Source organism: Paenibacillus solani, from assembly GCF_050475945.1.
Classification (GTDB): domain Bacteria; phylum Bacillota; class Bacilli; order Paenibacillales; family Paenibacillaceae; genus Paenibacillus_AQ; species Paenibacillus_AQ solani_A.
The window spans coordinates 16,628-37,901 of sequence record NZ_JBCMXJ010000007.1 but is presented as its reverse complement, the minus strand read 5'-3'; the positions used below and the strand labels follow the sequence as shown (position 1 = coordinate 37,901).

General features: G+C 45.3%; 23 protein-coding genes and 1 tRNA gene. 4 read left to right on the top strand and 20 right to left on the bottom strand.

The genetic code is table 11. The features are described from left to right. Nucleotides 1-578: 578 nt before the first annotated feature. The 4 genes from ABEQ74_RS08355 to rpsF form a co-directional block, all read right to left on the bottom strand. On the bottom strand, nucleotides 579-1,253 hold the full coding sequence (locus tag ABEQ74_RS08355; protein WP_430121376.1) for an SOS response-associated peptidase: 675 nt from the start codon (nucleotides 1,251-1,253) through the stop codon (nucleotides 579-581). A gap of 658 nt (nucleotides 1,254-1,911) precedes the next feature. Continuing rightward, nucleotides 1,912-2,184, bottom strand: a complete 273-nt coding sequence (gene rpsR / locus ABEQ74_RS08350) for a 30S ribosomal protein S18 (RefSeq protein ID WP_006207333.1) — start codon at nucleotides 2,182-2,184, stop codon at nucleotides 1,912-1,914. Between the two features lie 21 nt (nucleotides 2,185-2,205). Next, entirely contained in the window at nucleotides 2,206-2,700 is a 495-nt protein-coding gene (ssb, locus tag ABEQ74_RS08345) for a single-stranded DNA-binding protein (RefSeq protein ID WP_430121374.1), read from the bottom strand. Nucleotides 2,701-2,747: 47 nt separating this feature from the next. Continuing rightward, nucleotides 2,748-3,032 (bottom strand): 30S ribosomal protein S6, encoded by a 285-nt coding sequence (gene rpsF, locus ABEQ74_RS08340; protein WP_009591503.1) that lies wholly within the window; start codon nucleotides 3,030-3,032, stop codon nucleotides 2,748-2,750. Between the two features lie 239 nt (nucleotides 3,033-3,271). Here rpsF and ABEQ74_RS08335 point away from each other — a divergent pair, with 239 nt between their 5' ends. Continuing rightward, entirely contained in the window at nucleotides 3,272-3,466 is a 195-nt protein-coding gene (locus ABEQ74_RS08335; RefSeq protein ID WP_015738119.1) for a YjzC family protein, read from the top strand. A gap of 583 nt (nucleotides 3,467-4,049) precedes the next feature. Here ABEQ74_RS08335 and ABEQ74_RS08330 read toward each other — a convergent pair. The 4 genes from ABEQ74_RS08330 to ABEQ74_RS08315 all read right to left on the bottom strand — a co-directional run bounded on the left by ABEQ74_RS08330 (nucleotide 4,050) and on the right by ABEQ74_RS08315 (nucleotide 5,800). Continuing rightward, nucleotides 4,050-4,140 (bottom strand) — tRNA-Ser (locus tag ABEQ74_RS08330). A gap of 218 nt (nucleotides 4,141-4,358) precedes the next feature. Continuing rightward, nucleotides 4,359-4,580, bottom strand: coding sequence for a DUF951 domain-containing protein (locus tag ABEQ74_RS08325; RefSeq protein WP_053490754.1), 222 nt, complete (start codon nucleotides 4,578-4,580; stop codon nucleotides 4,359-4,361). Between the two features lie 65 nt (nucleotides 4,581-4,645). Continuing rightward, the gene (locus tag ABEQ74_RS08320; protein ID WP_430121371.1) at nucleotides 4,646-5,542 is read right to left on the bottom strand and encodes a mechanosensitive ion channel family protein; all 897 of its coding nucleotides are present in this window, start codon (nucleotides 5,540-5,542) and stop codon (nucleotides 4,646-4,648) included. 15 nt (nucleotides 5,543-5,557) lie between these two features. Beyond that, nucleotides 5,558-5,800, bottom strand: coding sequence for a DUF3343 domain-containing protein (locus tag ABEQ74_RS08315; protein WP_430122140.1), 243 nt, complete (start codon nucleotides 5,798-5,800; stop codon nucleotides 5,558-5,560). A gap of 208 nt (nucleotides 5,801-6,008) precedes the next feature. On the opposite strand from ABEQ74_RS08315, the gene yyaC reads away from it, so the two are divergent. Beyond that, nucleotides 6,009-6,614, top strand: a complete 606-nt coding sequence (gene yyaC / locus ABEQ74_RS08310) for a spore protease YyaC (RefSeq protein ID WP_430121369.1) — start codon at nucleotides 6,009-6,011, stop codon at nucleotides 6,612-6,614. On the opposite strand, the gene ABEQ74_RS08305 is transcribed toward yyaC, so the two are convergent. The 12 genes from ABEQ74_RS08305 to rpmH all read right to left on the bottom strand — a co-directional run bounded on the left by ABEQ74_RS08305 (nucleotide 6,589) and on the right by rpmH (nucleotide 19,151). Continuing rightward, nucleotides 6,589-7,089 (bottom strand): DUF4446 family protein, encoded by a 501-nt coding sequence (locus ABEQ74_RS08305; protein ID WP_430121367.1) that lies wholly within the window; start codon nucleotides 7,087-7,089, stop codon nucleotides 6,589-6,591. The genes yyaC and ABEQ74_RS08305 overlap by 26 nt on opposite strands. Nucleotides 7,090-7,127: 38 nt before the next feature. Continuing rightward, a complete protein-coding gene (locus ABEQ74_RS08300) occupies nucleotides 7,128-8,276 on the bottom strand; it encodes an aminotransferase class V-fold PLP-dependent enzyme (protein WP_430121365.1) in 1,149 nt (382 codons plus the stop codon). Between the two features lie 232 nt (nucleotides 8,277-8,508). Then, nucleotides 8,509-9,348, bottom strand: coding sequence for a ParB/RepB/Spo0J family partition protein (locus ABEQ74_RS08295; protein WP_430121363.1), 840 nt, complete (start codon nucleotides 9,346-9,348; stop codon nucleotides 8,509-8,511). Beyond that, nucleotides 9,341-10,102, bottom strand: a complete 762-nt coding sequence (locus ABEQ74_RS08290; protein WP_430121361.1) for a ParA family protein — start codon at nucleotides 10,100-10,102, stop codon at nucleotides 9,341-9,343. The genes ABEQ74_RS08295 and ABEQ74_RS08290 overlap by 8 nt, the downstream gene beginning before the upstream one ends. Before the next feature lie 271 nt (nucleotides 10,103-10,373). Then, on the bottom strand, nucleotides 10,374-11,192 hold the full coding sequence (gene noc / locus ABEQ74_RS08285) for a nucleoid occlusion protein (RefSeq protein WP_430121359.1): 819 nt from the start codon (nucleotides 11,190-11,192) through the stop codon (nucleotides 10,374-10,376). A gap of 1,193 nt (nucleotides 11,193-12,385) precedes the next feature. Continuing rightward, nucleotides 12,386-13,108, bottom strand: coding sequence for a 16S rRNA (guanine(527)-N(7))-methyltransferase RsmG (rsmG, locus tag ABEQ74_RS08280; RefSeq protein WP_430121357.1), 723 nt, complete (start codon nucleotides 13,106-13,108; stop codon nucleotides 12,386-12,388). 3 nt (nucleotides 13,109-13,111) lie between these two features. Further along, complete coding sequence (gene mnmG / locus ABEQ74_RS08275; RefSeq protein WP_430121355.1) at nucleotides 13,112-14,998, bottom strand: tRNA uridine-5-carboxymethylaminomethyl(34) synthesis enzyme MnmG; 1,887 nt, start codon at nucleotides 14,996-14,998, stop codon at nucleotides 13,112-13,114. A gap of 115 nt (nucleotides 14,999-15,113) precedes the next feature. Beyond that, complete coding sequence (mnmE, locus tag ABEQ74_RS08270; RefSeq protein ID WP_430121353.1) at nucleotides 15,114-16,490, bottom strand: tRNA uridine-5-carboxymethylaminomethyl(34) synthesis GTPase MnmE; 1,377 nt, start codon at nucleotides 16,488-16,490, stop codon at nucleotides 15,114-15,116. Nucleotides 16,491-16,690: 200 nt separating this feature from the next. Next, nucleotides 16,691-17,482, bottom strand: a complete 792-nt coding sequence (gene jag, locus ABEQ74_RS08265) for an RNA-binding cell elongation regulator Jag/EloR (protein WP_430121351.1) — start codon at nucleotides 17,480-17,482, stop codon at nucleotides 16,691-16,693. After that, a complete protein-coding gene (locus tag ABEQ74_RS08260; RefSeq protein WP_430121349.1) occupies nucleotides 17,479-18,363 on the bottom strand; it encodes a YidC/Oxa1 family membrane protein insertase in 885 nt (294 codons plus the stop codon). The genes jag and ABEQ74_RS08260 overlap by 4 nt, the downstream gene beginning before the upstream one ends. 75 nt (nucleotides 18,364-18,438) lie before the next feature. After that, nucleotides 18,439-18,789 carry a ribonuclease P protein component gene (gene rnpA / locus ABEQ74_RS08255; protein WP_009591465.1) on the bottom strand — a complete coding sequence of 117 codons (351 nt, stop codon included), beginning with the start codon at nucleotides 18,787-18,789 and terminating at the stop codon, nucleotides 18,439-18,441. A gap of 227 nt (nucleotides 18,790-19,016) precedes the next feature. Then, on the bottom strand, nucleotides 19,017-19,151 hold the full coding sequence (gene rpmH / locus ABEQ74_RS08250) for a 50S ribosomal protein L34 (RefSeq protein WP_007129231.1): 135 nt from the start codon (nucleotides 19,149-19,151) through the stop codon (nucleotides 19,017-19,019). Nucleotides 19,152-19,605: 454 nt separating this feature from the next. On the opposite strand from rpmH, the gene gnd reads away from it, so the two are divergent. Both gnd and ABEQ74_RS08240 read left to right on the top strand, forming a co-directional pair. Further along, a complete protein-coding gene (gnd, locus tag ABEQ74_RS08245) occupies nucleotides 19,606-20,505 on the top strand; it encodes a phosphogluconate dehydrogenase (NAD(+)-dependent, decarboxylating) (protein WP_430121346.1) in 900 nt (299 codons plus the stop codon). A 46-nt stretch (nucleotides 20,506-20,551) separates the two neighbouring features. Then, nucleotides 20,552-21,229 carry a GntR family transcriptional regulator gene (locus ABEQ74_RS08240; RefSeq protein WP_430121344.1) on the top strand — a complete coding sequence of 226 codons (678 nt, stop codon included), beginning with the start codon at nucleotides 20,552-20,554 and terminating at the stop codon, nucleotides 21,227-21,229. Nucleotides 21,230-21,274 lie beyond the last annotated feature (45 nt).

Sequence of the window (21,274 nt, the reverse complement as noted above, 5' to 3'; positions counted from 1 at the left end):
TTTTTCTCAAAAATTATGTTTTTAATATCGTTTTCGTGGTTAATTATTTAGTTTCTTTCCGTGGGATATCCACTGTTTACTGAAAATGTATGTAATATTCATAAATATTAACAATTTATTTCCATAAAGGCTCAATCCATTGCCACAATTATGTAATAATCAATCACATTATACAAGCATTTTGTTTGGATTTCATCTCAAAACGGCTTAAAACGCAGCATCCATGTAATAAAACATAACGCGAAGACTGCCTGATTCCTTGATTAGGAGTCGGATCGTTTTATTAATGTAATATATTATCTTAACCATATGCCTGCTCTAGTTCAGAGATGACGTATTTTCTGCTATACCTGTTTTTTGCAGGTTCTATCTACAGCCCCATATCACTTGCTGCTGCATTTTTTAAAATAAGTCGATCGCCTCGTTTTGCTGTTCTTCCCAGGAGAAAACAGAGTCCTCTGCAGAACTCTCCTCTCTTCTCACTCCAACAAAAAAAGCAATCCAGATTACCGTTCCGGATTGCTTTCTTGTTCGATTCATCTCATAATGATCAATCAGGTTCCCTTAACTGCGGTGGGCTACAGACTCTTGACCCAGGCAAGTTTTAAATCCATTTCTTCAATGCACTGCTGATGATCATGAGAGTCATCTGCTACTAACGGGGTCACCGGATAGATCTTCATTTGCCCCTGGTAAGGGTTAAGCAGTGAATAAAGCGATCCTATCCCCTGAAGCTCAGGGTCCAGCCATTTATTCACCTGGTCTTCGGACAGAATGGCTGGCATCCGAGTTTCGAATTCCCGAATCGCCTCATTCGCTTCTGTCATAAGCACGGTACAGGTTCTCATCTCGTTTCCTCTGGCATCCCGCCAAGTCTCATACAATCCCGCCATCCCGAATATTTCATTATCTCCAATCATGGTCCTTACAGCATAACTCCGTTTACCAACCGTTCTCCAGTAGTAAAGACCGTTACAAGGAATTACACAGCGTCTTCTGTCAATCGCTTTTCGGTAGGTAGGATTCTGATCAACTGTTGTAATATCCGCATTAACCGAATTTTTTCCCCAATAGGGAACAAGCCCCCAGCGATATTCATCGAGTACTCGCTCTCCCTGTTGCTGAATGATTACAGGCATGGTTTGAGTTGGACTGATGTTGTACCGGCTCTTATAGTAATACATCACCCGGTTAATTTGAAAACGCTCATTTACTTCCTCGAGTGGTGCGGACAGCGAGAATCTTCTGCACATACAAACTTCCTCCTTTTCCCTTTATCGTTTGGATAATGGATGAGGAATATGCATCATATGAAGTCCAACTGTCAGAGTGAGATTAGGTTAATAAATGTATGTCAGGGGTGGACACAACTACTTTTCAGAATTTTATCCTTTTTTCTTATTTGCTTGTTCTCTGTGGTGCCTCTGGCATTATCGCGGCCGTTCATTATGTGTGTATCAGATAGACATCGTCTTTCTTAAGGAAAGGATCGTTCAGGCTAGGCAAACCATCTTATTATTAAATGCTTACTTCATCTATATTGATTATAGAAGGAACAGCCCTTCCTTCCTTCCAAGGCCTTTCTAATAAGTACCTATATATAATAGAAGAAACTATTTTAAGCCACCTCGTTTTAAGATCGAGTTAGCATTATTTTCAACTCAAAAATGCCCTGCATAAAATTCCCTCTTGTATTGCTTACAATAGACAATGTCCACTTTATACAGACAAGAATTCATGACTTTAAAACTGGAAAGCTTTACTCTAATATCGTATTATGTATGATTTATAAGCTCTGTAATTGTCCAATAGGAGGAGACATGATTCTTCTGTAGAGACACTCCAATTCAGCATTGGAATGAAACAAAAAACAGCCCAGCCATAAAAGGCTGGGCTGCTTGCACACAAGGATTACTCCGTTGTGTATGGAAGCAATGCAATTTGACGGGAGCGTTTGATCGCAATCGTCAGAGCACGCTGATATTTCGCGCTAGTACCTGTTACACGACGAGGCAAGATTTTTCCGCGCTCGCTGATGAATTTTTTGAGCAGATCTGTATCTTTATAGTCAATGTGAGTAATTTTGTTCACAGTGAAGAAACATACTTTACGACGCTTGTTGCGGCCGCCACGGCGTGCCGGTCTTTTGTCGTTGTCTCCGCCTTCTCTTTGTTTAAAAGCCATGCGTTGTCAGTCCTTTCCGTATTAAAATGGCAAATCATCATCCGATATATCGATCGGTTTTCCTTCGTCGGAAAAAGGATCCTGATTGTTGTTTCGCGAGTAGTTATTATTTCCACGGTTTCCGCCACTGTTATTGCTGTTGCTTCCTCCGCTGAATGATGATTCCTCACGATTTCCTCCGCCACCGCTTGAATCACGGTTTGACTCCAAGAAACGAACATTATCGGCAATGACTTCGGTGACGTATACACGTTTACCTTCGTTATTCTCGTAATTCCGCACTTGAATGCGCCCTTCTACAGCCGTCAGACGGCCTTTACGCAGATAGTTCGCACATGTCTCCGCAAGCTGTCTCCAGGTCACGACCGGAATGAAATCCGCTTCGCGCTCCCCGCCTTGTCCAGTAAACGGACGATCGACAGCAAGTGTGAATTGCGTTACAGCAACACCAGAAGGAGTATATCGCAGCTCGGGATCCTTAGTCAGTCGGCCAATCAAAATGACACGGTTCAACAATCCAATCCCCTCCTTAGAACGAAATCAATTACAAAGTTTAGACTGTATTAAGCAACGTCGTTCGTGATGAGATAACGAATAACTTCGTCAGAAATCTTCATGAGACGCTCAAGTTCAGCTACAACTTCAGGTGTTGCGTTGAAGTTTACCAGAACGTAGACGCCATCACGGAATTTCTTGATCTCATACGCAAGACGGCGTTTACCCATTACGTCATGCTTTGTAATTTCTCCGCCGTTGGAGATGATGCCTTGGAATTTATCGACTGCAGCTTGAACAGCTTCTTGTTCAATGTCAGGACGAATAATGTACATCACTTCATATTTGCGCATATGTTTCACCTCCTTATGGACTTCGGCCCTCAATCTCAGTTGAGAGCAAGGAGCGAGTCTAACTCGCACCATAATACTATATCAGAACGGGTGATCCGATGCAAGTTTCTTTTCCTTGATCGAAATGTCCCTCTTCCCTTTATTCCCGTGCCTTTCTCACATTTCCTGCGATGATTTAAGGTCCCATAGGGCACGATAATACATGCAATCCATCCATCATCCTGAGGAGGCATTCGACAATGGGAGAACAAACCGAATTTCGTGCAGGCGACAAAGCGCCCAACAACGGCATTTATATGGAAGTGGGCGTCCGAGATCATATTATGGGCATCGAGAACCCAAGGCAAATTAAGATGAGCAAGGGCGATACTTTCCCCGAAACTCAGAATGATGATCGTGTGTGGTTGAATAAGCGGCGGGTGCAACCTAAATAAAGTGTGAAGCAATCTGGGCTCCATAGATTATTTGGCGTTCTGCGTATCTGCTGTACTCTGTGCATAGGTCCAAGTATTGCTAAAATGGTTGCCGTCCAATGAATGCTTCATTTCATTTAACCTTGGATACGTCATCCATTAAAATTAGCATGTATATAAACAGACCTTAATGCGCACATTATAATTAGGCGGTGCATGAGAGAGGTGTGGTTCCGTTGAACGTTATAGTTGAACGACGCATGAGGTTTCAGATCATCACACGAATTGCAAGCTGAGGAATGAGCCGAATGCTTGACCTCTAGGACAAGTGAAGCTTTTGACAAGGTTCGCAGAAGTGTTGATAAAATGATTCCAATTCACAAGCACCGCCTAACCAGAAGGAAGGACCCGATTGGGTCCTTCTTTATTTATGTGCTGCTATTGGTGTTTCTTGCTGATCCATTCAATCTTATAACAAACAAAAACACCCCCGCAGAGATTGTCTGCCATGAGGGTGTCTTATTCCGGGCACTATGGAGTGCCTTAGCTTATGCTATGTAACGATATCGTCTATATCCATAACAGCGGAACTTTAAACGATTGGTGGCGGAAAGGGTGGGATTCGAACCCACGCACGCCTTGCGACGCCTAACTGATTTCGAGTCAGCCCCCTTGGACCTCTTGGGTACCTTTCCACAGCAGAATTGATTATAGCACGAATAAGCTATTCAGTCAATAGCTTGCCCTACTCGTCTGCTCTTGGCATTCAGGTGAACTTCTAACGTTCAATCCCCCACTTGCTCTGGTTAATGACCCATCAATACATCATCTTCAGATCGTAAGAAAAAGAAAAGCTGTCTTTCTTGAGCCTTCTAATGCCTGCCGCCTTCTCTAACCTTCCGGAGAGGAGATATTATTGTACATCTCCTGCCCCTTCCGATTCCTGAGCCGATCGCAGCACCTTTTTCATGTTCTTCTCAAATTTCAACCTTGGAATCAACACGCTATGCTGGCATTTGGTGCACTTAATCCGAATATCCATCCCCATGCGGATAATTTCCATTTCATTATTCCCACAAGGATGGGGTTTCTTCATCTGCACGATGTCCCCTAACTGAAATACCTTGCGTTCCATGTGACCGCTCCCTTTTCCTAATCGCTTCCTCTTACCTATTATATATCATTGCGTCTAAGGTAAGATCAACCCTCAGCTTGTTCTTTGAGCGCTTGCTGCGCTTCTAAGGCTTGTTTGATATCCGTAAAAATTTGACGCTCCACATCTTCCCTTGCATTCGGATTGCATTCAGCCACGATGCGTACCGTATACTCCGATGTATTCAGGGTTTGAACTCCCAACACATCAGGTGTCCGGTTTACCTCCGGCCGACGTTCTTGTATATCACTAAGGGCCGATTGAATCAGCGCTACCGTGTCCTTGACCTGCTGATCATTTTTTACGGGCAGATCCACGATGGCTATGGAATTTGAAAGAGAATAGTTAGTGACACTGGTAATCATTCCGTTAGGAACAATGTAAATTTCCCCATTCAATCCTCTGATACGCGATGTGCGAATCCCGATCATCTCGACTGTCCCCCGGTACTCGCCACTCTTGATGACGTCGCCTACGGCAAACTGATCTTCAAATATAATGAAGAAACCGGTAATCACGTCCTTTACCAAGCTCTGCGCCCCAAAACCAATCGCCAGCCCAAGAACTCCCGCACTGGCCAGCAAGGGTCCTAGGTCAAAGTCGAGCTCAGACAGAATGATCAAGAGCATGACAAAGTTACATGTGACAGATGTTACATTTTTTAACAATCCGCCTAAAGTAGCAGCCCGTCGCACATTAACTTGAACCCGGCTCTTCTCCTCCCGGCCCAGAAACTGATCAATCATTTTATACACAACTCGTATAACGATTCGCGTCAGGATAAAAATAATGATAACCCGAATGCCAGAACTCAGGACGTTCATCCACATATCTTCATTCGTGAACCAGCCCCAGAACTTGTCCTTCACCTCTTTAGCCTCCTTCGGCAAATCACTCAAATTACCCGGGTCCGTATCGCCGGATAAGTAGCCAAAACCTATCATTCCTATTGCCCTCCCTTACTCTTCGATGCTGATATATCTCTTGTTGTGGTCTAGCGCAAAGATGCCACGGATCTCCACTTGTTCCTGCCGGATAATCCCTTGAACATCTTTTAACGCATCAGGTGGGAATTGAATCGATAATGCACAACCTGCGGTAATCTCCTTCGGTGTAGGAAAAAGATCAATTTCGATATCCGCGTACTCCAGCAGCATCTCTGCACGCAGCGCCTGCTGGGTTGAATCAAATGCGATTAGCATCGCTCCCTCCACTGCTCCATCCTCCTCTAACATGCCTATCATCCTTTTATATCTATCTCTATTCATTTCCTAACTATCAACTCTGAGTTTTATATCAAATATTCCTTTGTAATAAATGTTTCATCGCTATTTAGGCAAATCCCCGAGTATAAAAACAGTCTTTCATCCATATACTGATACTACCAAATGCAGACGAAAGGAAGATTCTATGAACCGTCTAACTAAAATCACGTCGCGTCCTGAAGCCTCAAGCTTAAAATTACCACACACCGATCCGAATATCCATTCTGCTATTATACATCGCCTGCTCTTCCATCTATCTGACGCTCGTATTCAGCATCGGCCGCTTGTCATTGTCTGCATCGGTACCGACCGTTCTACGGGCGACTGTCTGGGTCCACTGGTTGGCACCTCACTTGCTCGTTATAACAGTTCCCTGTTTCATCTCTACGGAACACTGGACGAGCCTGTCCACGCCATGAATCTTAAAGATACGTTAACTACTATAAATGAAACATTCGATAATCCTTTTGTCATCGGGATTGATGCTTGTCTGGGCCAATCATCAAGTGTAGGTTCTATTCAAGTTTCTGATGGACCTCTAAAGCCTGGAGCTGGCGTACATAAAGAATTACCGCCGGTCGGCGATATCCATGTAACAGGTATCGTCAATGTCGGCGGCTTTATGGAATACTTTGTATTGCAGAACACTCGCTTGAGCTTGGTCATGCGGTTATCTGATATTATTGCAACCTGTCTATTCGCAGGCATAAAAGAATGGAATCGTTCTACCCTTCTTGCAGCGCAAGAGTAACAGCTTCTTTTTCTTCTGGAGACAACGGATATTTCGATTGACCATCCTTCAGCGGTTTCGCATACACATAAGAGCTCTCCCGGTTATGAAGACCGGTTAGAATGACCCCTTCCTCTTGTTCACTAAGAATAGCCAGGGAGAAGCTCATTTCATTCCCCCGCTCACCAAACGCATTATAACGGACAATACCAACCTTTGATTTCATTCCTTTTAAACGGCCGCTGATATTGTCCAGCATTTGTTGATGATTGGCATGCCCTTCTTCAATCTCATCCATTTGAAGCTTTAGCTGAACCAACAGCGATTCGATATCCTCTACCCCGCTGCCTGCCATCATCGCATCGTAACGACGTCTCATTTTGCGAAGTTTAGCCCCTTGAACTATCAATGTTAACCATAAGATCAAGATGATAATGACCATTCCGACGACAAACCAATGAAGCTGTTCCATGATCAATTCATTTAATTCAGTCATGCTTTCTTCCTTTCTCTTCCCCATCTTGATCAGTTTGTTTAACTATGAATTTCTACCATCGCCTCTATCATCCGTTCAACTTCATCACGGCGAGTAGACATTCCTACGCTTGCTCTCACTGCACCTGTCTGCGCCGTTCCTGAAGCCATATGCGCAAGCGGCGTACAATGAAACCCTGCCCTTACGGCAATTCCATATTCCCGGTCTAATCGGAAAGCCAGTTCCGATGCGTTATATCTCTCTGACACAAAAGCCACGATGCCCGTCCGAGCTACTCCAAGTCCTGGTCCGAGCAACCGAAGGTCTCTTATCTGTTGCAGACCCTCCATCAAATATTGCGTCAGTTCCCATTCATGCTGGTAGATCTGCTGCGGTGTCCATTCAAGCACCTGCTCAACTCCGGCCCGAAGCCCCGCAAACCCAACCGTATTCGGCGTTCCTGCCTCGTATCGATCAGGACGAACTGTAGGCTGTTCAATCGCCTCTGATTGACTTCCTGTGCCTCCATGCATGAGAGGTTCCAGTTCTATATGGGGTGAGATATATAAACCACCAGTCCCCTGAGGCCCCAAGAGACCTTTATGACCGGGAAAAGCCAGCATACCCACATGCATATCTTCTACGTGAACATCCAGCATACCGGCACTCTGAGCAGCATCTACGAGCAGCACAGCCCCCTTCTCCTTGACGATTCTCCCCAACTCCATAAGCGGGATAATCGAGCCTAGCAGATTGGAACTATGACTACACACAACCAATCTGGTGTTAGGACAAAAAGCACGCTCAATGAGTTCCAAATCAAGCTGTCCCTCTTCATCCACTGCCACATACTCCACCTGGATTCCTCGTGTGCGTTTCAAGTATTCCAAAGGCCTGCGCACTGAATTATGTTCAATCATCGTGGCAATCACATGATCTCCCTCACGCAGATACCCTTTGATCGCTAAATTGAGAGCTTCGGTTGTATTGGACGTCAGGGCGATATCATTAGGATTATTCACTCCGAACAAATCGGCGAGTACCTTTCGAGTGCCATAGAGGACACGGGATGCTTCCACAGCCATTCGATGACTCCCACGACCAGGGTTCGCCCCTGCCTCATCCATCGCCTTCCTCATAGCTTCCAATACCTTGGGCGGCTTTGGCCATGAAGTAGCTGCGTGGTCCAGATAAATGATCGGTTCCATGTTGTTTCCCCTTCATCTTCTTCGTAATGAATATGGTCTAATGAATTCCAGGTGAATAACGTCTGTTGTAACTCCCATTCCTGGAGGATCCAAGTCTATCCAGTTAAATAAAGACATATCTTATTCCTTTTACAAGGACGTCGACATGTCTTTTGTTTTTAATTACTGAAACTTACTATCCAACCCTTCATTCCAATTAGCTCTTCTATGATCCATCAACCTTCCAAAAAACTCATTGAAGAAGTTCCAACAACCGCTCCAAATCCTGTTTACTATAGTAGTTAAGCTCAATTTTACCCTTGTCTTTATTGTGCTTAATCTTCACGGTCGTTTTGAAACGTTCCCTCAGGTCCTCTTCCAGATGGTCGATATAAGGGTCTCTTTTCTTAACCTTCACCTTGGCTTTATCGGCCGGCTTGCGATCAAGATTCTTGACCGCTTCCTCCAACTCGCGAACGCTCCATTCTTGTTCTACACATTGCTTAGCCAGTTGCTTCACAAGAATTGGATCTTTAATCCCTACGATGGCACGGGCATGTCCCATAGACAATGTTCCACGTGAAACATTTTCCTTCACTTCTTCCGGCAGAGACAAGAGCCGTAGAAAATTAGCGATATGGGATCGAGACTTACCCACCTTCAGAGATAACTCTTCCTGGGTTAAGGAAAATTGTTCCATCAACCCTTGATAAGCTACAGCGATTTCCATAGCATTGAGATTTTCACGCTGAAGGTTCTCAATAAGGGCGATTTCCATCACTTGTTGATCGCTGAATGAGCGAACCACCGCTGGAACAGTTGCTTTGCCACAATATTGAGATGCCCGGAATCGACGCTCCCCGGCAATGATTTCATAGCCTTTCAGCACACTACGGACGATAATCGGCTGAATAACTCCATGCTGGCGGATCGATTCGGCCAACTCCTGAATCGCCTCATCATTAAAGGTCTTACGCGGCTGATACGGATTCGCTCGCAATTGGCTGAGCGGAATTTCCACTACCTTGTCATCATCATGAATAGACAAAGAAGGAATAAGCGCATCAAGCCCTTTTCCCAAACGTTTACTCATACGAGATCACTTCCTTTGCCAACTCCAAGTATACTTCCGCTCCCTTGGAACGAGGATCATATGTAATAATCGACTGTCCATGGGATGGTGCTTCACTTAAACGAACATTTCTTGGGATAATCGTTCGGTATACCTTTTCCTGAAAATACTTCTTCACTTCCTCAATCACCTGTATGCCAAGATTGGTACGCGCATCCAGCATCGTCAGCAGCACACCCTCAATTTTGAGAGAGGTGTTCAGGTGTTTCTGAACGAGCCGAACCGTATTCAACAGCTGACTCAAACCTTCGAGAGCGTAATATTCGCATTGAATTGGAATAATAACCGAATCGGCGGCAGTCAATGAGTTGATGGTTAAAATACCAAGCGATGGAGGACAGTCAATCAAAATATAATCGTACTGGGGCTTGATTAATTGGAGTGATTTTTTCAATCGCACCTCACGGGAAATCGTAGGAACCAATTCAATCTCAGCTCCCGCCAATTGAATGGTTGCCGGAATGATATCCAGTCCGTCCACTTTTGTCCCGCAAATGGCGTCTTTCGGGTGCACCTCGTTGATGATAATATCATAAATGCAATTTGCAACATCTGCTTTGTTAATGCCTACCCCGCTCGTCGTGTTTCCTTGGGGGTCTATATCCACCAAAAGCACCCGTTTGCCTAGCGAAGCCAATCCAGCTCCCAGATTGACGGATGTCGTTGTTTTCCCGACCCCGCCCTTTTGATTAGCTATGGCAATTATCTTTGACACTCATTTCACCTCAATGTAGGAAGACTCTTCTAAGTAGTCGCAATAGATGACATACAGCGATGATCTGTGTATGAATTTAAGTAAGATTCCTGGAATATGAATGGGATGACCAGGATTACCGCCGATGAAAATGAGTAATCTTACAATTACATGCTTTTTCTCTATTCCAAGCGATTCCTGCAGCTTAAGAATCAAGACTATAGAATACGTGCATTCTCATCTCATACTCATCAGAAAAAGCGGTACGATGTATACCGCTTTACACCATGTGTTAACGTTTAGGTATCTTTATAACGATTTCATAATGGTCTTCGTGATCATTCTCCGTGGTTTTGATAGCCATTCCCGAACCGGATACCATATCAATGGATTGACGAATCGTATTCAGAGCCAACCGAACATCCTTGCTGTAAGAGATTCGTTTGGACTTCTTCATGGTTGTTACTTCTTTATAGAAGGCAATACGTGCTTCCGTCTGTTTCACATTCAATTCTTTGGTAATAATCTCATCCAGCACCTTGAGCTGAGTTTCCTCATTATCCAATGAAAGGAGTGCACGAGCATGTCGTTCTGTCACTTTGCGTTCCATCAATGCAACCTTGGCAGCTTCAGGCAGCTGCAGCAGACGGATTTTATTAGCTATTGTTGACTGGCTTTTGCCTAGTCTCTGTGCCAAACTTTCCTGTGTTAACTGGTGAAGATCGATCAGCTTCTGATAAGCTACAGCCTCTTCTATCGAAGTAAGGCCTTCACGCTGCAAATTCTCGATCAATGCAATCGAAGCTGCCTGTGAATCATTGAATTCCCGAACAATGGCCGGAATCGTGTCCAGACCCAGCTTCTTAACCGCACGCCAGCGACGCTCCCCTGCAATGATCTCATATACGCCATTGCGGACACGAACGACGATCGGTTGAATGACTCCATGCGTTTTAATCGTCTGGAGCAGTTCATCAATCTTCTCATCATCAAATATCGTTCGTGGCTGGTATGGGCTGCTGACAACCTCGTCTACGGGGATCTGTTTCACTTCATCCCCTTGGTTCCGCTCTGCAGCTAAGCCAAACAATCTCGAAAATTGTTCTTTCATTCCGTATATTACCACCTAATTTCATGATAGCACGGATAAGCCTCCGGAATGCCCGGAATCGGTATCAGCGATTGGCTGACCACAAGAGGAGTATTTCATGGATATATCGTCATCCAATAAAATCCAAATATATTAAGCAGCATTCGTGCTGAAATCCTCTGTGGGGCCAGGCATTTCCCTGCAAAAACATATTCATGCAGTTAGAGAACATCACCCGTTGATGATCATCGTATCTTCTCTAATTTTATAAACCGCTGCATGAAACGGTTGCTTCTTGAGAGATATAACTGGAGATCCTATCATGATGTTTAATAAACATCGATATCTCACAAGTGGTATATATGTTTGCAATTTCTTGCAAGAGCCACAACCTCTGTTAAGCATGGCATCCTCCACCAACAGCACCCCACCCAATAAATCTAGTGGTTGACTGTCATGAAGCAAGGGTGAACAGGTCGCCTTGCCAAGATGTATCCTCTCTCTAATTCCCTGAAAGATCCGGGTGTAATGCCCGATAGATTCGAGTGGATACTACGTTTCTATTCTACCACTTTTTGTCCTATAACTCTATTCTCCAATATCACCTTTTTTCCTGCATTTCTCGCTTGGTTTATATCTGATTTGTGCATAGCTCCAAAGTTATTGCCTTAAATATCAGGAATAAGCATCGTTTTCTCAATCAATATAGATAAGCATGTCCAATCGTTGTGGAAAATGCCAATTCATTGATTATCCATGCGAATGTGCTGAAGCAGCAATTGAACCTTGTAAAATATCTCGTTTATACAGCATGAAGCCTTTACTCCACTATGTTTATGACAGGTAATAATTCTTCACATATTAGAGAAGTTCGTCCAGAAAAATAATCACACATCGGCAGCCTCTCTCTTTATGATTAATCTCTGACAAGCATCAAATGTTTCACGTGAAACATTTCAACTTAACAGATCAGCTCATCCTTTAAGACAAATCTATTATTATGTAGATAAAATAAAAGTGGATTCGGTTATAACGTAACTGGCGCATAAGAATAAAATAGAACAAAGCATATATGGCTATATAACAAGTTAGAGATGAACATATACATGCTATTTTTCAGATCAGAGAGGTTCAGTCTACTTTTTGCTCTTCACTGCTTCCTAATATTTTCTACCCAAATAAAAAAAGGACTCCGTAGAGTCCTGTTCAAATGTTTATATAATTGGAGTTTTAGTCGCTGTACCTGCTTTGCGAGGATACTTGGAAGGTGTAGCTCCCTTTTTGCCAATAATCACAATATGTCGGTCAGATTCCTCAATAGGCAAAGAGAAGGAATGAATGGTGTCCAATTCTCCGCGCAGCTCCTTCAAGCTCCGACCCGCCTCTTTCACCTCTGGCGCAGGGTCACTGCCTTTCATAGCAGCGAATCTCCCTCCTACTTTGGTAAAAGGCAGACAGAACTCGTTCAGCACTGCCATCCTCGCAACTGCTCTTGCGGTAACCAAATCAAAGCCGTCACGATAGCCTTGTTTGCGAGCTACCTCTTCTGCACGTCCATGAATCAGCTCAACACCCGAAAGCCCGATGGAATCGACGACATGCTTTAGAAAGTTAATCCGCTTATTGAGTGAATCGACAATTGTTAATTTCAAGTGAGGAAAGCATATTTTCAGCGGAATTCCTGGAAACCCAGCACCGGAACCGATATCAGCCATCGTACTGACCTCTGCCATATCAACGTAAAAGGCAAGTGTGATCGAGTCGTAAAAATGCTTTGTATACACCTGTTCACGCTCGGTAATACCGGTCAGATTCATCTTCTCATTCCACTCCACCAGGATTTCATAATACGACTCGAATTGGTGGAGCTGCTCCTCAGTCACGGTTATCCCATGTTCTTGAAGCCTGTCTACAAAAGCCTTCTGAATGTTATCCATTCCTTATCCTTTCGCTGCGGTCACCCGGTTATAGTGTTCCAAGTACACGAGAAGTATTGAAATGTCAGCTGGTGTTACCCCAGCGATACGCGATGCTTGACCGATCGAGATCGGGCGGATTTTATTCAGCTTCTGCCGCGCTTCCATGGCCAGCCCGTTGATCCCGTCATACACGATATCTTCCGGAATCCGCTTCTTCTCCATCTTCTGGAGCTTCTCTACATGCCCCAGCTGTTTCTCGATATATCCCGCATATTTGATTTGAATTTCAACCTGTTCTCTCATATCCTCATCCAGATCATAAGGGGAAGGCGAGAATGCATCAATCATCGCAAACGTAACTTCCGGACGGCGTAGAATCGTCAGCAGATTGCTTCCATCCACGATCGGTGCAGAGCCTGCTGCTTCAAGCATAGGATTGACCTCAACGGGTTTCACCTTCGCTTGGCGAAGACGTTCGATCTCCTGCTCGACGAGCTGCTTTTTCAGAACGAATTTGGCATAGCGCTCTTCCGAGATCAGTCCGATGTCATGACCAATTTCCGTAAGACGCAGATCGGCATTGTCATGGCGAAGGAGCAGACGGTATTCTGCACGGGAGGTAAGCAGACGATAAGGCTCATTCGTTCCCTTCGTTACCAGGTCATCAATCAATACTCCAATATAACCCTGGGAACGGTCAAGAACCACCATCTCTTTGTTCTGTACTTTACGTGCTGCATTAATTCCTGCCATAATCCCTTGAGCAGCTGCTTCTTCGTAACCCGAGGTACCATTAATCTGACCCGCTGTGAATAGTCCTGGCAGTTTCTTTGTTTCCAGAGAAGGCCACAACTGGGTTGGCATCATCGCATCATACTCGATCGCATAGCCGTTACGCATCATTTCAACCTTTTCAAGGCCTGGAATGGAGCGAAGCATCTTGATCTGAACGTCCTCAGGCATGCTGGTAGACAGCCCCTGTACATAATACTCTTTCGTATCTTTACCTTCAGGTTCAAGGAAAATCTGATGTTTCGGCTTGTCGGCAAAACGAACGATTTTATCCTCGATGGATGGGCAGTAGCGCGGCCCTGTACCTTCAATAATACCGGAGAACATCGGTGCACGATGAAGATTATCATTAATAATCTGATGTGTATCGATCGATGTATAAGTCAACCAGCATGGAAGCTGCTCATTATCTGATGATTTGGTTTCATAAGAGAAAAACTTAGGATGTTCATCCCCAGGCTGAATCTCCGTTTTGGAAAAATCAATGGTATCCTTATGCACACGCGGCGGCGTGCCAGTCTTGAAGCGAACCAGATCAAAACCAAGCTCACGCAGATTTTGTGCCAGTTTGACCGATGGCTGCTGATTGTTCGGACCGCTCTCATAGGTGAGTTCACCCATAATAATCTTGCCGCGCAAGTAGGTACCTGTCGTAAGCACGACCGCTTTGGCACGATATTCTGCACCTGTCTGTGTGACAATCCCTACGCATACGCCATCCTCAACGATAATCTCATCAACCATCCCTTGGCGCAGCGTCAGCTTATCTTCCTTCTCCAGCATTTCCTTCATTGTATGTTGGTACAAGAACTTATCGGCTTGGGCGCGCAGCGCATGAACGGCTGGTCCTTTACCCGTATTCAGCATCCGCATCTGGATAAAGGTTTTATCGATATTACGTCCCATTTCTCCGCCTAATGCGTCAATTTCCCGTACAACATGTCCTTTTGCCGGACCTCCGATTGACGGATTACATGGCATAAAAGCGACCATATCCAGATTGATTGTTACCATTAACGTCTCGGCACCCATACGTGCTGATGCAAGCGCCGCTTCGCAGCCGGCATGACCTGCACCGACGACAATGACGTCATAAGTGCCACCCATATAACTCATAGCTCACCATCCTGTTCTATTATTATGTTCTATATGTCACCATAAGGCATCCCTCTTCTTGGGATAACCTTGTCATTGCAAACTGGTTCCTACTATATATAGTAATCCCTTGAGCTTATTTACCCAAGCAAAATTGTGAAAAAATCTGATCGATCAGCGAATCGCCAACCGCTTCGCCCAAAATCTCACTTAGCTGTTCCCAAGCCAATCTCACATCGATTTGGATCATATCGATCGGAATGAACTGCTCAGCCGCATCGTAAGCATCTTGAAGCGACTGCTTGGATTTCTTCAGGAGGGCGATATGCCGGACATTACTCACATAGGTTAAATCTCCGCCTTCGATCTGGCCGCTGAAGAACAAGTTCGATATCGCCTCTTCCAGCCGATCAATACCTTCCTCAGCTTTCACTGACATCGGAACGATCAATTCATCGGGGTAATACCGATGCAGAATATCCAGATCGAGCTGGGACGGTAAGTCCATTTTATTCATTATGACGATGCATTGTCTACCGCGTATTTGTTCCATCAATTCCAATTCGTCCTGATGCAGCGGCTCGCTGGCATTGAGCACCAGAAGAATCAGATCTGCCTCATTTACGGCATGTTTTGATCGCTCAACACCGATCTGTTCGACCACATCCATCGTCTCCCGGATGCCTGCAGTATCAAGCAGCTTTAATGGAATATTATTAATCGTGACAAATTCCTCAATCACATCGCGTGTTGTCCCGGGAATATCCGTAACAATGGCCCGGTTATCCTGAGCGAGCGTATTAAGCAACGAGGATTTACCCACGTTAGGCCGACCGACAATGGCGGTTGTAATCCCTTCACGAAGAATTTTCCCTTCTTGGGCCGTCTTTAACAGCTTATCGATCTCATCCATCACAAGCTTGCTTTTCTCGCGAATAAAAGCTGAGGTCAGTGATTCCACATCATGCTCGGGATAATCAATGTTGACTTCGATATGAGCCAGGGTTTCCACCAAAATATGACGAAGCTCGTTGATCTTGCGGGATAACGAACCCTCCACTTGCTTGAGGGCAACAGAGAAGGCCCGATCGGATTTCGAGCGGATCAAGTCCATGACGCCTTCGGCCTGGGACAGATCGATACGGCCATTCAAGAAGGCGCGCTTCGTAAATTCCCCCGGCTCCGCGAGGCGAATGTTCAATTGAAGCAGCAGATCCATGACCCGCTTCACAGAGATAACGCCGCCATGGGCGCTAATCTCGACCACATCCTCCGTTGTGAAGGAACGAGGGGCACGCATCACGGTGACAAGTACTTCCTCCAAATTCTCTCTAGTGTCCGGATCAACAATATGTCCATAATGAACGGTATGCGAAGGCACTTGTGTTAATTTGTTTTTACTTTTAAATATACGCTCCACTTCCTGAACAGCATCGGGACCACTCACGCGAATGATCGCTATTCCGCCTTCACCGACAGCCGTTGAAATCGCAGCAATTGTATCACTAAACATGGGTTCATTCACCTCTTTCATTAAAAACCACCGTGGATATATAATCGCTCAAAAACATAAGGCGCTGATGTAACTTTTCGTGTGACTATATTAAAAGACATTTCATCCAAACATTATATCGGATAGATCTATAGGTCTTTGTAAAAAACAATGACTCCCTCTTGAAACATAAGGAGTCATTGATTATTTATCTCTTCAACTCATTTAGCGCGGCTTGGCGTAATGACAACCCGGCGATTCGGCTCTTCGCCCTTGCTGTAAGTCTTCACGGCTCCATGGGATTGGAGTTTGGCGTGAATCACCTTCCGTTCAGCAGCAGGCATAGGCTCCAGCACAATCTCTTTCCGGGTCTTCTGCACCCGTCCCGCCAAGCGGTCCGCCAGATCCTCCAGCGTCTTCCTACGGCGGTCACGGAAGTTCTCAGCATCAAGGATAATACGAAGATAGCTGTTAGAATACCGATTCGCTACGATATTCGTTAAATACTGTAATGCATCCAGGGTCTGACCTCTGCGGCCGATCATTAGGCCAAGTCCAGCACCGGATATTTGAAGCGTCGTAAAATCTTTTCCCTTCTCGATCTCCACGGAGATATCAAGCCCCATGGCTTGTCCGGTTTCAATAAGAAAGGCGATGGCTTCCTGGTAAGGGTCCTTACCTTCCAAGGCATCTACTTCAGCATCCACCGCTTCCATGCTCGTAGCTGCAGGCTCCTGAGTCATTATAGGAGCATGAGCGATCTGAACCTCTTTAGCGGGGGCACCATGCATGCCTGCAGGTGGAACTTCCTTGCCAGGTGGTTCGCCGCCAGCACCGTCAGGCAGGAGCGTTAGTTCAACTTTCGCTTCCTTGACCCCGAACAGGCCCAGGAATCCTCTTGATGGCTGACTCAATACTTGAACCGATACACGGTCTTGACTTACACCCCATCGGGCCAGCCCTTGTGCGACAGCATCTTCAATGGTTTTTCCTGTTGCGACGATTTTACTCATCTCGATTTTTTGGCTCCCTTCGAACCTTTTTTCCCGCCTTTGCTCTTCTTCCCGCTCTTATTACCGCTTTTATTCCCCTTCTGACTATCGGTTGCACTTGCTACGTTCGCTACGACAGCAGTCTTGTCATTGTTGCGGTACAAGAAGTAGTTCTGCACGATTGTGTACAGGTTACTGTAGAACCAGTACAACGGAAGTGCGGATGGGAACTGGAAGGCCATTACAAAGATCAAAATCGGGTAAACGAACATCATGAACTGCATCATCCCCATTTGCGGAGATGGATTCATCTTCATCATCATCTTCGTTTGCAAGAACGTGGTAATAGCAGCCAGCACCGGCAAGATAAACAGCTTGTCCGGTTGGCCTAATTGCAGCCACAGGAACTCATGCTCACGAAGGAGTCCGTTGTAGTAAATCGAATGATAGAGTGCGATAAATATTGGCATTTGTACGATCAGCGGCAAACATCCCGCCATCGGATTAACCTTGTTCTCCTGGAAGAGCTTCATCGTCTCCATTTGAACTTTCTCGGGTTGGTCTTTATATTTCTCGCGGATTTTCTGAATTTCAGGCTGAATGGCCTGCATTGCCTTAGAACTTCTGACCTGTTTCAGAGTCAGCGGTAAAATTAAGGTACGAACGATAAGCACCATGACGAGTACGGACAATCCGTATTCCCCGTTGAACCATGTAGCAAAGGTATCAAGTGCCAAAGTAAAATAATAAACAACGTTGCTCTGCCAAAAGCCCCCATTTTTCAAATCTTCAATGGTGCGCGTTTGGTCGGCTCCAGGCGCACAACCTGATATAACGGCCACTGCAAGAATTACAGCGGCGAGGAGGAACCATTTTCCTCGTCTTGTCTTCATGAACGACACTTCAAAACCCCTCTCTTCGCCATTCCATTCCACGGTAAATCATAACATATTTATATGGACAAATAAACACATGGTTCAGCCCCTCTTCGCTTTCAAAAGAGACGATTTTCTCAATACATGCAGCACGCTTTTCTCCAGCTCCTGATAGGACTTATCGAGCGCTCCTTTTCTGACGATAAAGATCAGATCGATATGCTCGATAATTTGATGCTGGTGATGCCTGACAATCTCCTTAACAAGCCTTCTCATTCGGTTGCGGACCACCGCATTGCCGATCTTTTTGCTGCATGAAACGCCAACGCGAAATTGCTCTACCTCTTTTTTGCGTGACCAGTAGACAACAAACTGATGATTGGCGAAGGATTTGCCGTGTCGATATACTCGGCTGAAGTCAGCACGATTCCGTAAACGAAGTTTTCTATGCACAAGTTTCTCCCGCCCTGCCGTTAATCAAGTTCAATACTCCTACGCATGCCTGGCATCTCTTCCATTATAATAGTATAGTCATGCCGAAACTGCGATAAACACCTCAATTGGGGATGATTTTATAAGATCATCATGCACGCTTAAACCGCCATTTTATAGGAAACCCCTCACACTCCCAGGAGATATTACGAAAAAAAGACCACCTCGGTGGTCTTCGTGGCACAATATTAAGCGCTCAGTACTTTTCTGCCTTTTTGACGGCGGCTAGCCAATACTTTGCGTCCGTTCTTCGTGCTCATTCTTTTACGGAAGCCATGTACCTTTTTGCGTTTGCTCACATTCGGTTTGAAAGTCGGTCTCATGAATTAATGCACCCCCTTACAGGAATCTCGCTTACTCGTATTTTAAGACGAAACGTCAATCGACGCACTTTCACGGAAGAATAGACCGCGATTTGTTGAACCGACGTCTACGGACGTATCTCTTGTAAACAGACCGCTAATGTCCAGCGGATAATGTTCTCATCTTCACAGAAAATGCCTTTATACATTTAATCACGTTCAAGCCCAAAAGTCAATCCAAACTTCACTCTACTCGCCTCATAAGTTTTCCACAAGTAGTCATTATTGCAAGTTTTGAATTATCCACATGGGGATAACCTATTGATACAGTCTGTGGATGTCTTTTTTCACTGTATTCTAGCCCATTCAGCCCATTAGAACCCCTCGTATTTACACCAGCCTTATAAAAGAGTAGTATAAAAATTGAATTTAACTTGTATACAAGTATACATCTATGAAGGAGCTGCATTATGTTATGAAAATAGGCATGATCGGACTAGGGAAGATGGGTCTTAATCTCGTCCAGAATTTGATTCATCATGAACATCAGGTCGTAGCTTACGATTTAAATTCGGAATTGGTCGCTCAAGCTGCTGCATCTGGTGCCGAGGCAGCAACATCAACGGAGGAGCTCGTTGCTAAACTGGATAAACCCCGCATCGTATGGATGATGGTGCCTGCCGGCAAAATCGTGGATTCAGTCATTGACTCGCTTACCCCTTTGCTTGAGCCGGGTGATATATTGATCGACGGGGGGAATTCACATTATAAAGATTCCATCGCCCGTGCAGCACGCTTGACAGAGCAAGGTATTCATTATTTCGATGCCGGTACTTCCGGCGGCATGGAGGGCGCGCACAACGGAGGCTGCTTCATGATCGGTGGCAACCGCGACATCTTTAACACCATCGAGCCTCTGTTTAAGGATATGGCGGTTGAGAACGGTTATTTGTATGCCGGCGCAAACGGCAGCGGTCATTTTCTGAAGATGGTTCATAACGGAATCGAGTACGGCATGATGCAATCCATTGCGGAAGGATTCGAAGTATTGGAGAAAAGCGCATTTGATTTTAACTATGAGGACGTAGCAAGAGTATGGTCCAATGGTTCGGTCATTCGCAGCTGGCTCATGGAACTGACGCAGAATGCTTTTTCCAAAGATCCGAAGCTCGAAGGCATCAAAGGTGTGATGAATTCCTCCGGAGAGGGAAAATGGACCGTCGAAACGGCACTAGAGGTTCAAGCCAGCGCACCAGTCATCGCCATGTCGCTGTTCATGCGTTATCGCTCCCTTGACCAGGATACGTTCCATGGCAAAGTCGTGGCTGCGCTTCGTAATGAATTCGGCGGCCACGAAGTGAATAAATCGGAATAAGCACAACGAATCGGGGAATCCGTACCCCGGATGGGAGAATTAAGCTATGAAATTTCCATCAATCTGGCTTCAGGGGGCTTCTCTTGGAGAAGCCATCGCCAGTGAATTGAGATTGCAGATTATTAGCGGCACCATAAAACGGGGAGAAATCCTCTCCGAGAATCGGATCGCAGGTGAATTCGGCACCAGCCGATCCCCTGTGCGCGAGGCGATGAAAACGCTGTCCGGAGAAGGATTGATTCAATTGGAGCGCATGGGAGCTGTTGTCATGGGCTTGTCGCTCAAAGATGTTGAGGAATTGTACGATGTACGTTATCTGATTGAGAGCTTTGTGCAGGGGTATGTATTTATGAATCCGCAGCCGGAACTCATCCAGCATTTAAGACAAATTGTCGATCGGATGGAGCTTGCTGCCAAGCATGGGGATCCAATTGAATTTTCTTATCAGGATTTAACGTTTCATGAACGAATCATCACGGAAGCGAAGCATAAACGAATTCTTCATTTATGGAAGAGCATTCGTCCCATTGTTATCACGGTTATGTTTATTACAACAAAGCAGGTGTTCAGTGGCGGAGGCACCAGAGTCCGCCATGTGATGGACAAGCATCTGCAGCTCATTGGGGAGATGGAATCTCTGGATGAGGCAAGGATTCAAACGGCTGTACAGCGTTATTTCGATGATTCCCGTCAGACGCTGCATCTTAGTTTTCCGGAGGGTTAGTACAATCCTCCCTTCCTCTGTCTTATAAGCGGCCTATGCACGCTC

Excerpts from the sequence above, each read along its gene's own strand:
- ABEQ74_RS08355 (WP_430121376.1), bottom strand. The coding sequence starts at position 1,253 with ATGTGCAGAAGATTCTCGCTGTCCGCACCACTCGAGGAAGTAAATGAG.
- rpsR (WP_006207333.1), bottom strand. The coding sequence starts at position 2,184 with ATGGCTTTTAAACAAAGAGAAGGCGGAGACAACGACAAAAGACCGGCA.
- rpsF (WP_009591503.1), bottom strand. The coding sequence starts at position 3,032 with ATGCGCAAATATGAAGTGATGTACATTATTCGTCCTGACATTGAACAA.
- ABEQ74_RS08335 (WP_015738119.1), top strand. The coding sequence starts at position 3,272 with ATGGGAGAACAAACCGAATTTCGTGCAGGCGACAAAGCGCCCAACAAC.
- ABEQ74_RS08325 (WP_053490754.1), bottom strand. The coding sequence starts at position 4,580 with ATGGAACGCAAGGTATTTCAGTTAGGGGACATCGTGCAGATGAAGAAA.
- ABEQ74_RS08320 (WP_430121371.1), bottom strand. The coding sequence starts at position 5,542 with ATGATAGGTTTTGGCTACTTATCCGGCGATACGGACCCGGGTAATTTG.
- ABEQ74_RS08315 (WP_430122140.1), bottom strand. The coding sequence starts at position 5,800 with ATGCTAATCGCATTTGATTCAACCCAGCAGGCGCTGCGTGCAGAGATG.
- yyaC (WP_430121369.1), top strand. The coding sequence starts at position 6,009 with ATGAACCGTCTAACTAAAATCACGTCGCGTCCTGAAGCCTCAAGCTTA.
- ABEQ74_RS08305 (WP_430121367.1), bottom strand. The coding sequence starts at position 7,089 with ATGACTGAATTAAATGAATTGATCATGGAACAGCTTCATTGGTTTGTC.
- ABEQ74_RS08300 (WP_430121365.1), bottom strand. The coding sequence starts at position 8,276 with ATGGAACCGATCATTTATCTGGACCACGCAGCTACTTCATGGCCAAAG.
- ABEQ74_RS08295 (WP_430121363.1), bottom strand. The coding sequence starts at position 9,348 with ATGAGTAAACGTTTGGGAAAAGGGCTTGATGCGCTTATTCCTTCTTTG.
- noc (WP_430121359.1), bottom strand. The coding sequence starts at position 11,192 with ATGAAAGAACAATTTTCGAGATTGTTTGGCTTAGCTGCAGAGCGGAAC.
- rsmG (WP_430121357.1), bottom strand. The coding sequence starts at position 13,108 with ATGGATAACATTCAGAAGGCTTTTGTAGACAGGCTTCAAGAACATGGG.
- mnmG (WP_430121355.1), bottom strand. The coding sequence starts at position 14,998 with ATGAGTTATATGGGTGGCACTTATGACGTCATTGTCGTCGGTGCAGGT.
- mnmE (WP_430121353.1), bottom strand. The coding sequence starts at position 16,490 with ATGTTTAGTGATACAATTGCTGCGATTTCAACGGCTGTCGGTGAAGGC.
- jag (WP_430121351.1), bottom strand. The coding sequence starts at position 17,482 with ATGAGTAAAATCGTCGCAACAGGAAAAACCATTGAAGATGCTGTCGCA.
- rpmH (WP_007129231.1), bottom strand. The coding sequence starts at position 19,151 with ATGAGACCGACTTTCAAACCGAATGTGAGCAAACGCAAAAAGGTACAT.
- gnd (WP_430121346.1), top strand. The coding sequence starts at position 19,606 with ATGAAAATAGGCATGATCGGACTAGGGAAGATGGGTCTTAATCTCGTC.
- ABEQ74_RS08240 (WP_430121344.1), top strand. The coding sequence starts at position 20,552 with ATGAAATTTCCATCAATCTGGCTTCAGGGGGCTTCTCTTGGAGAAGCC.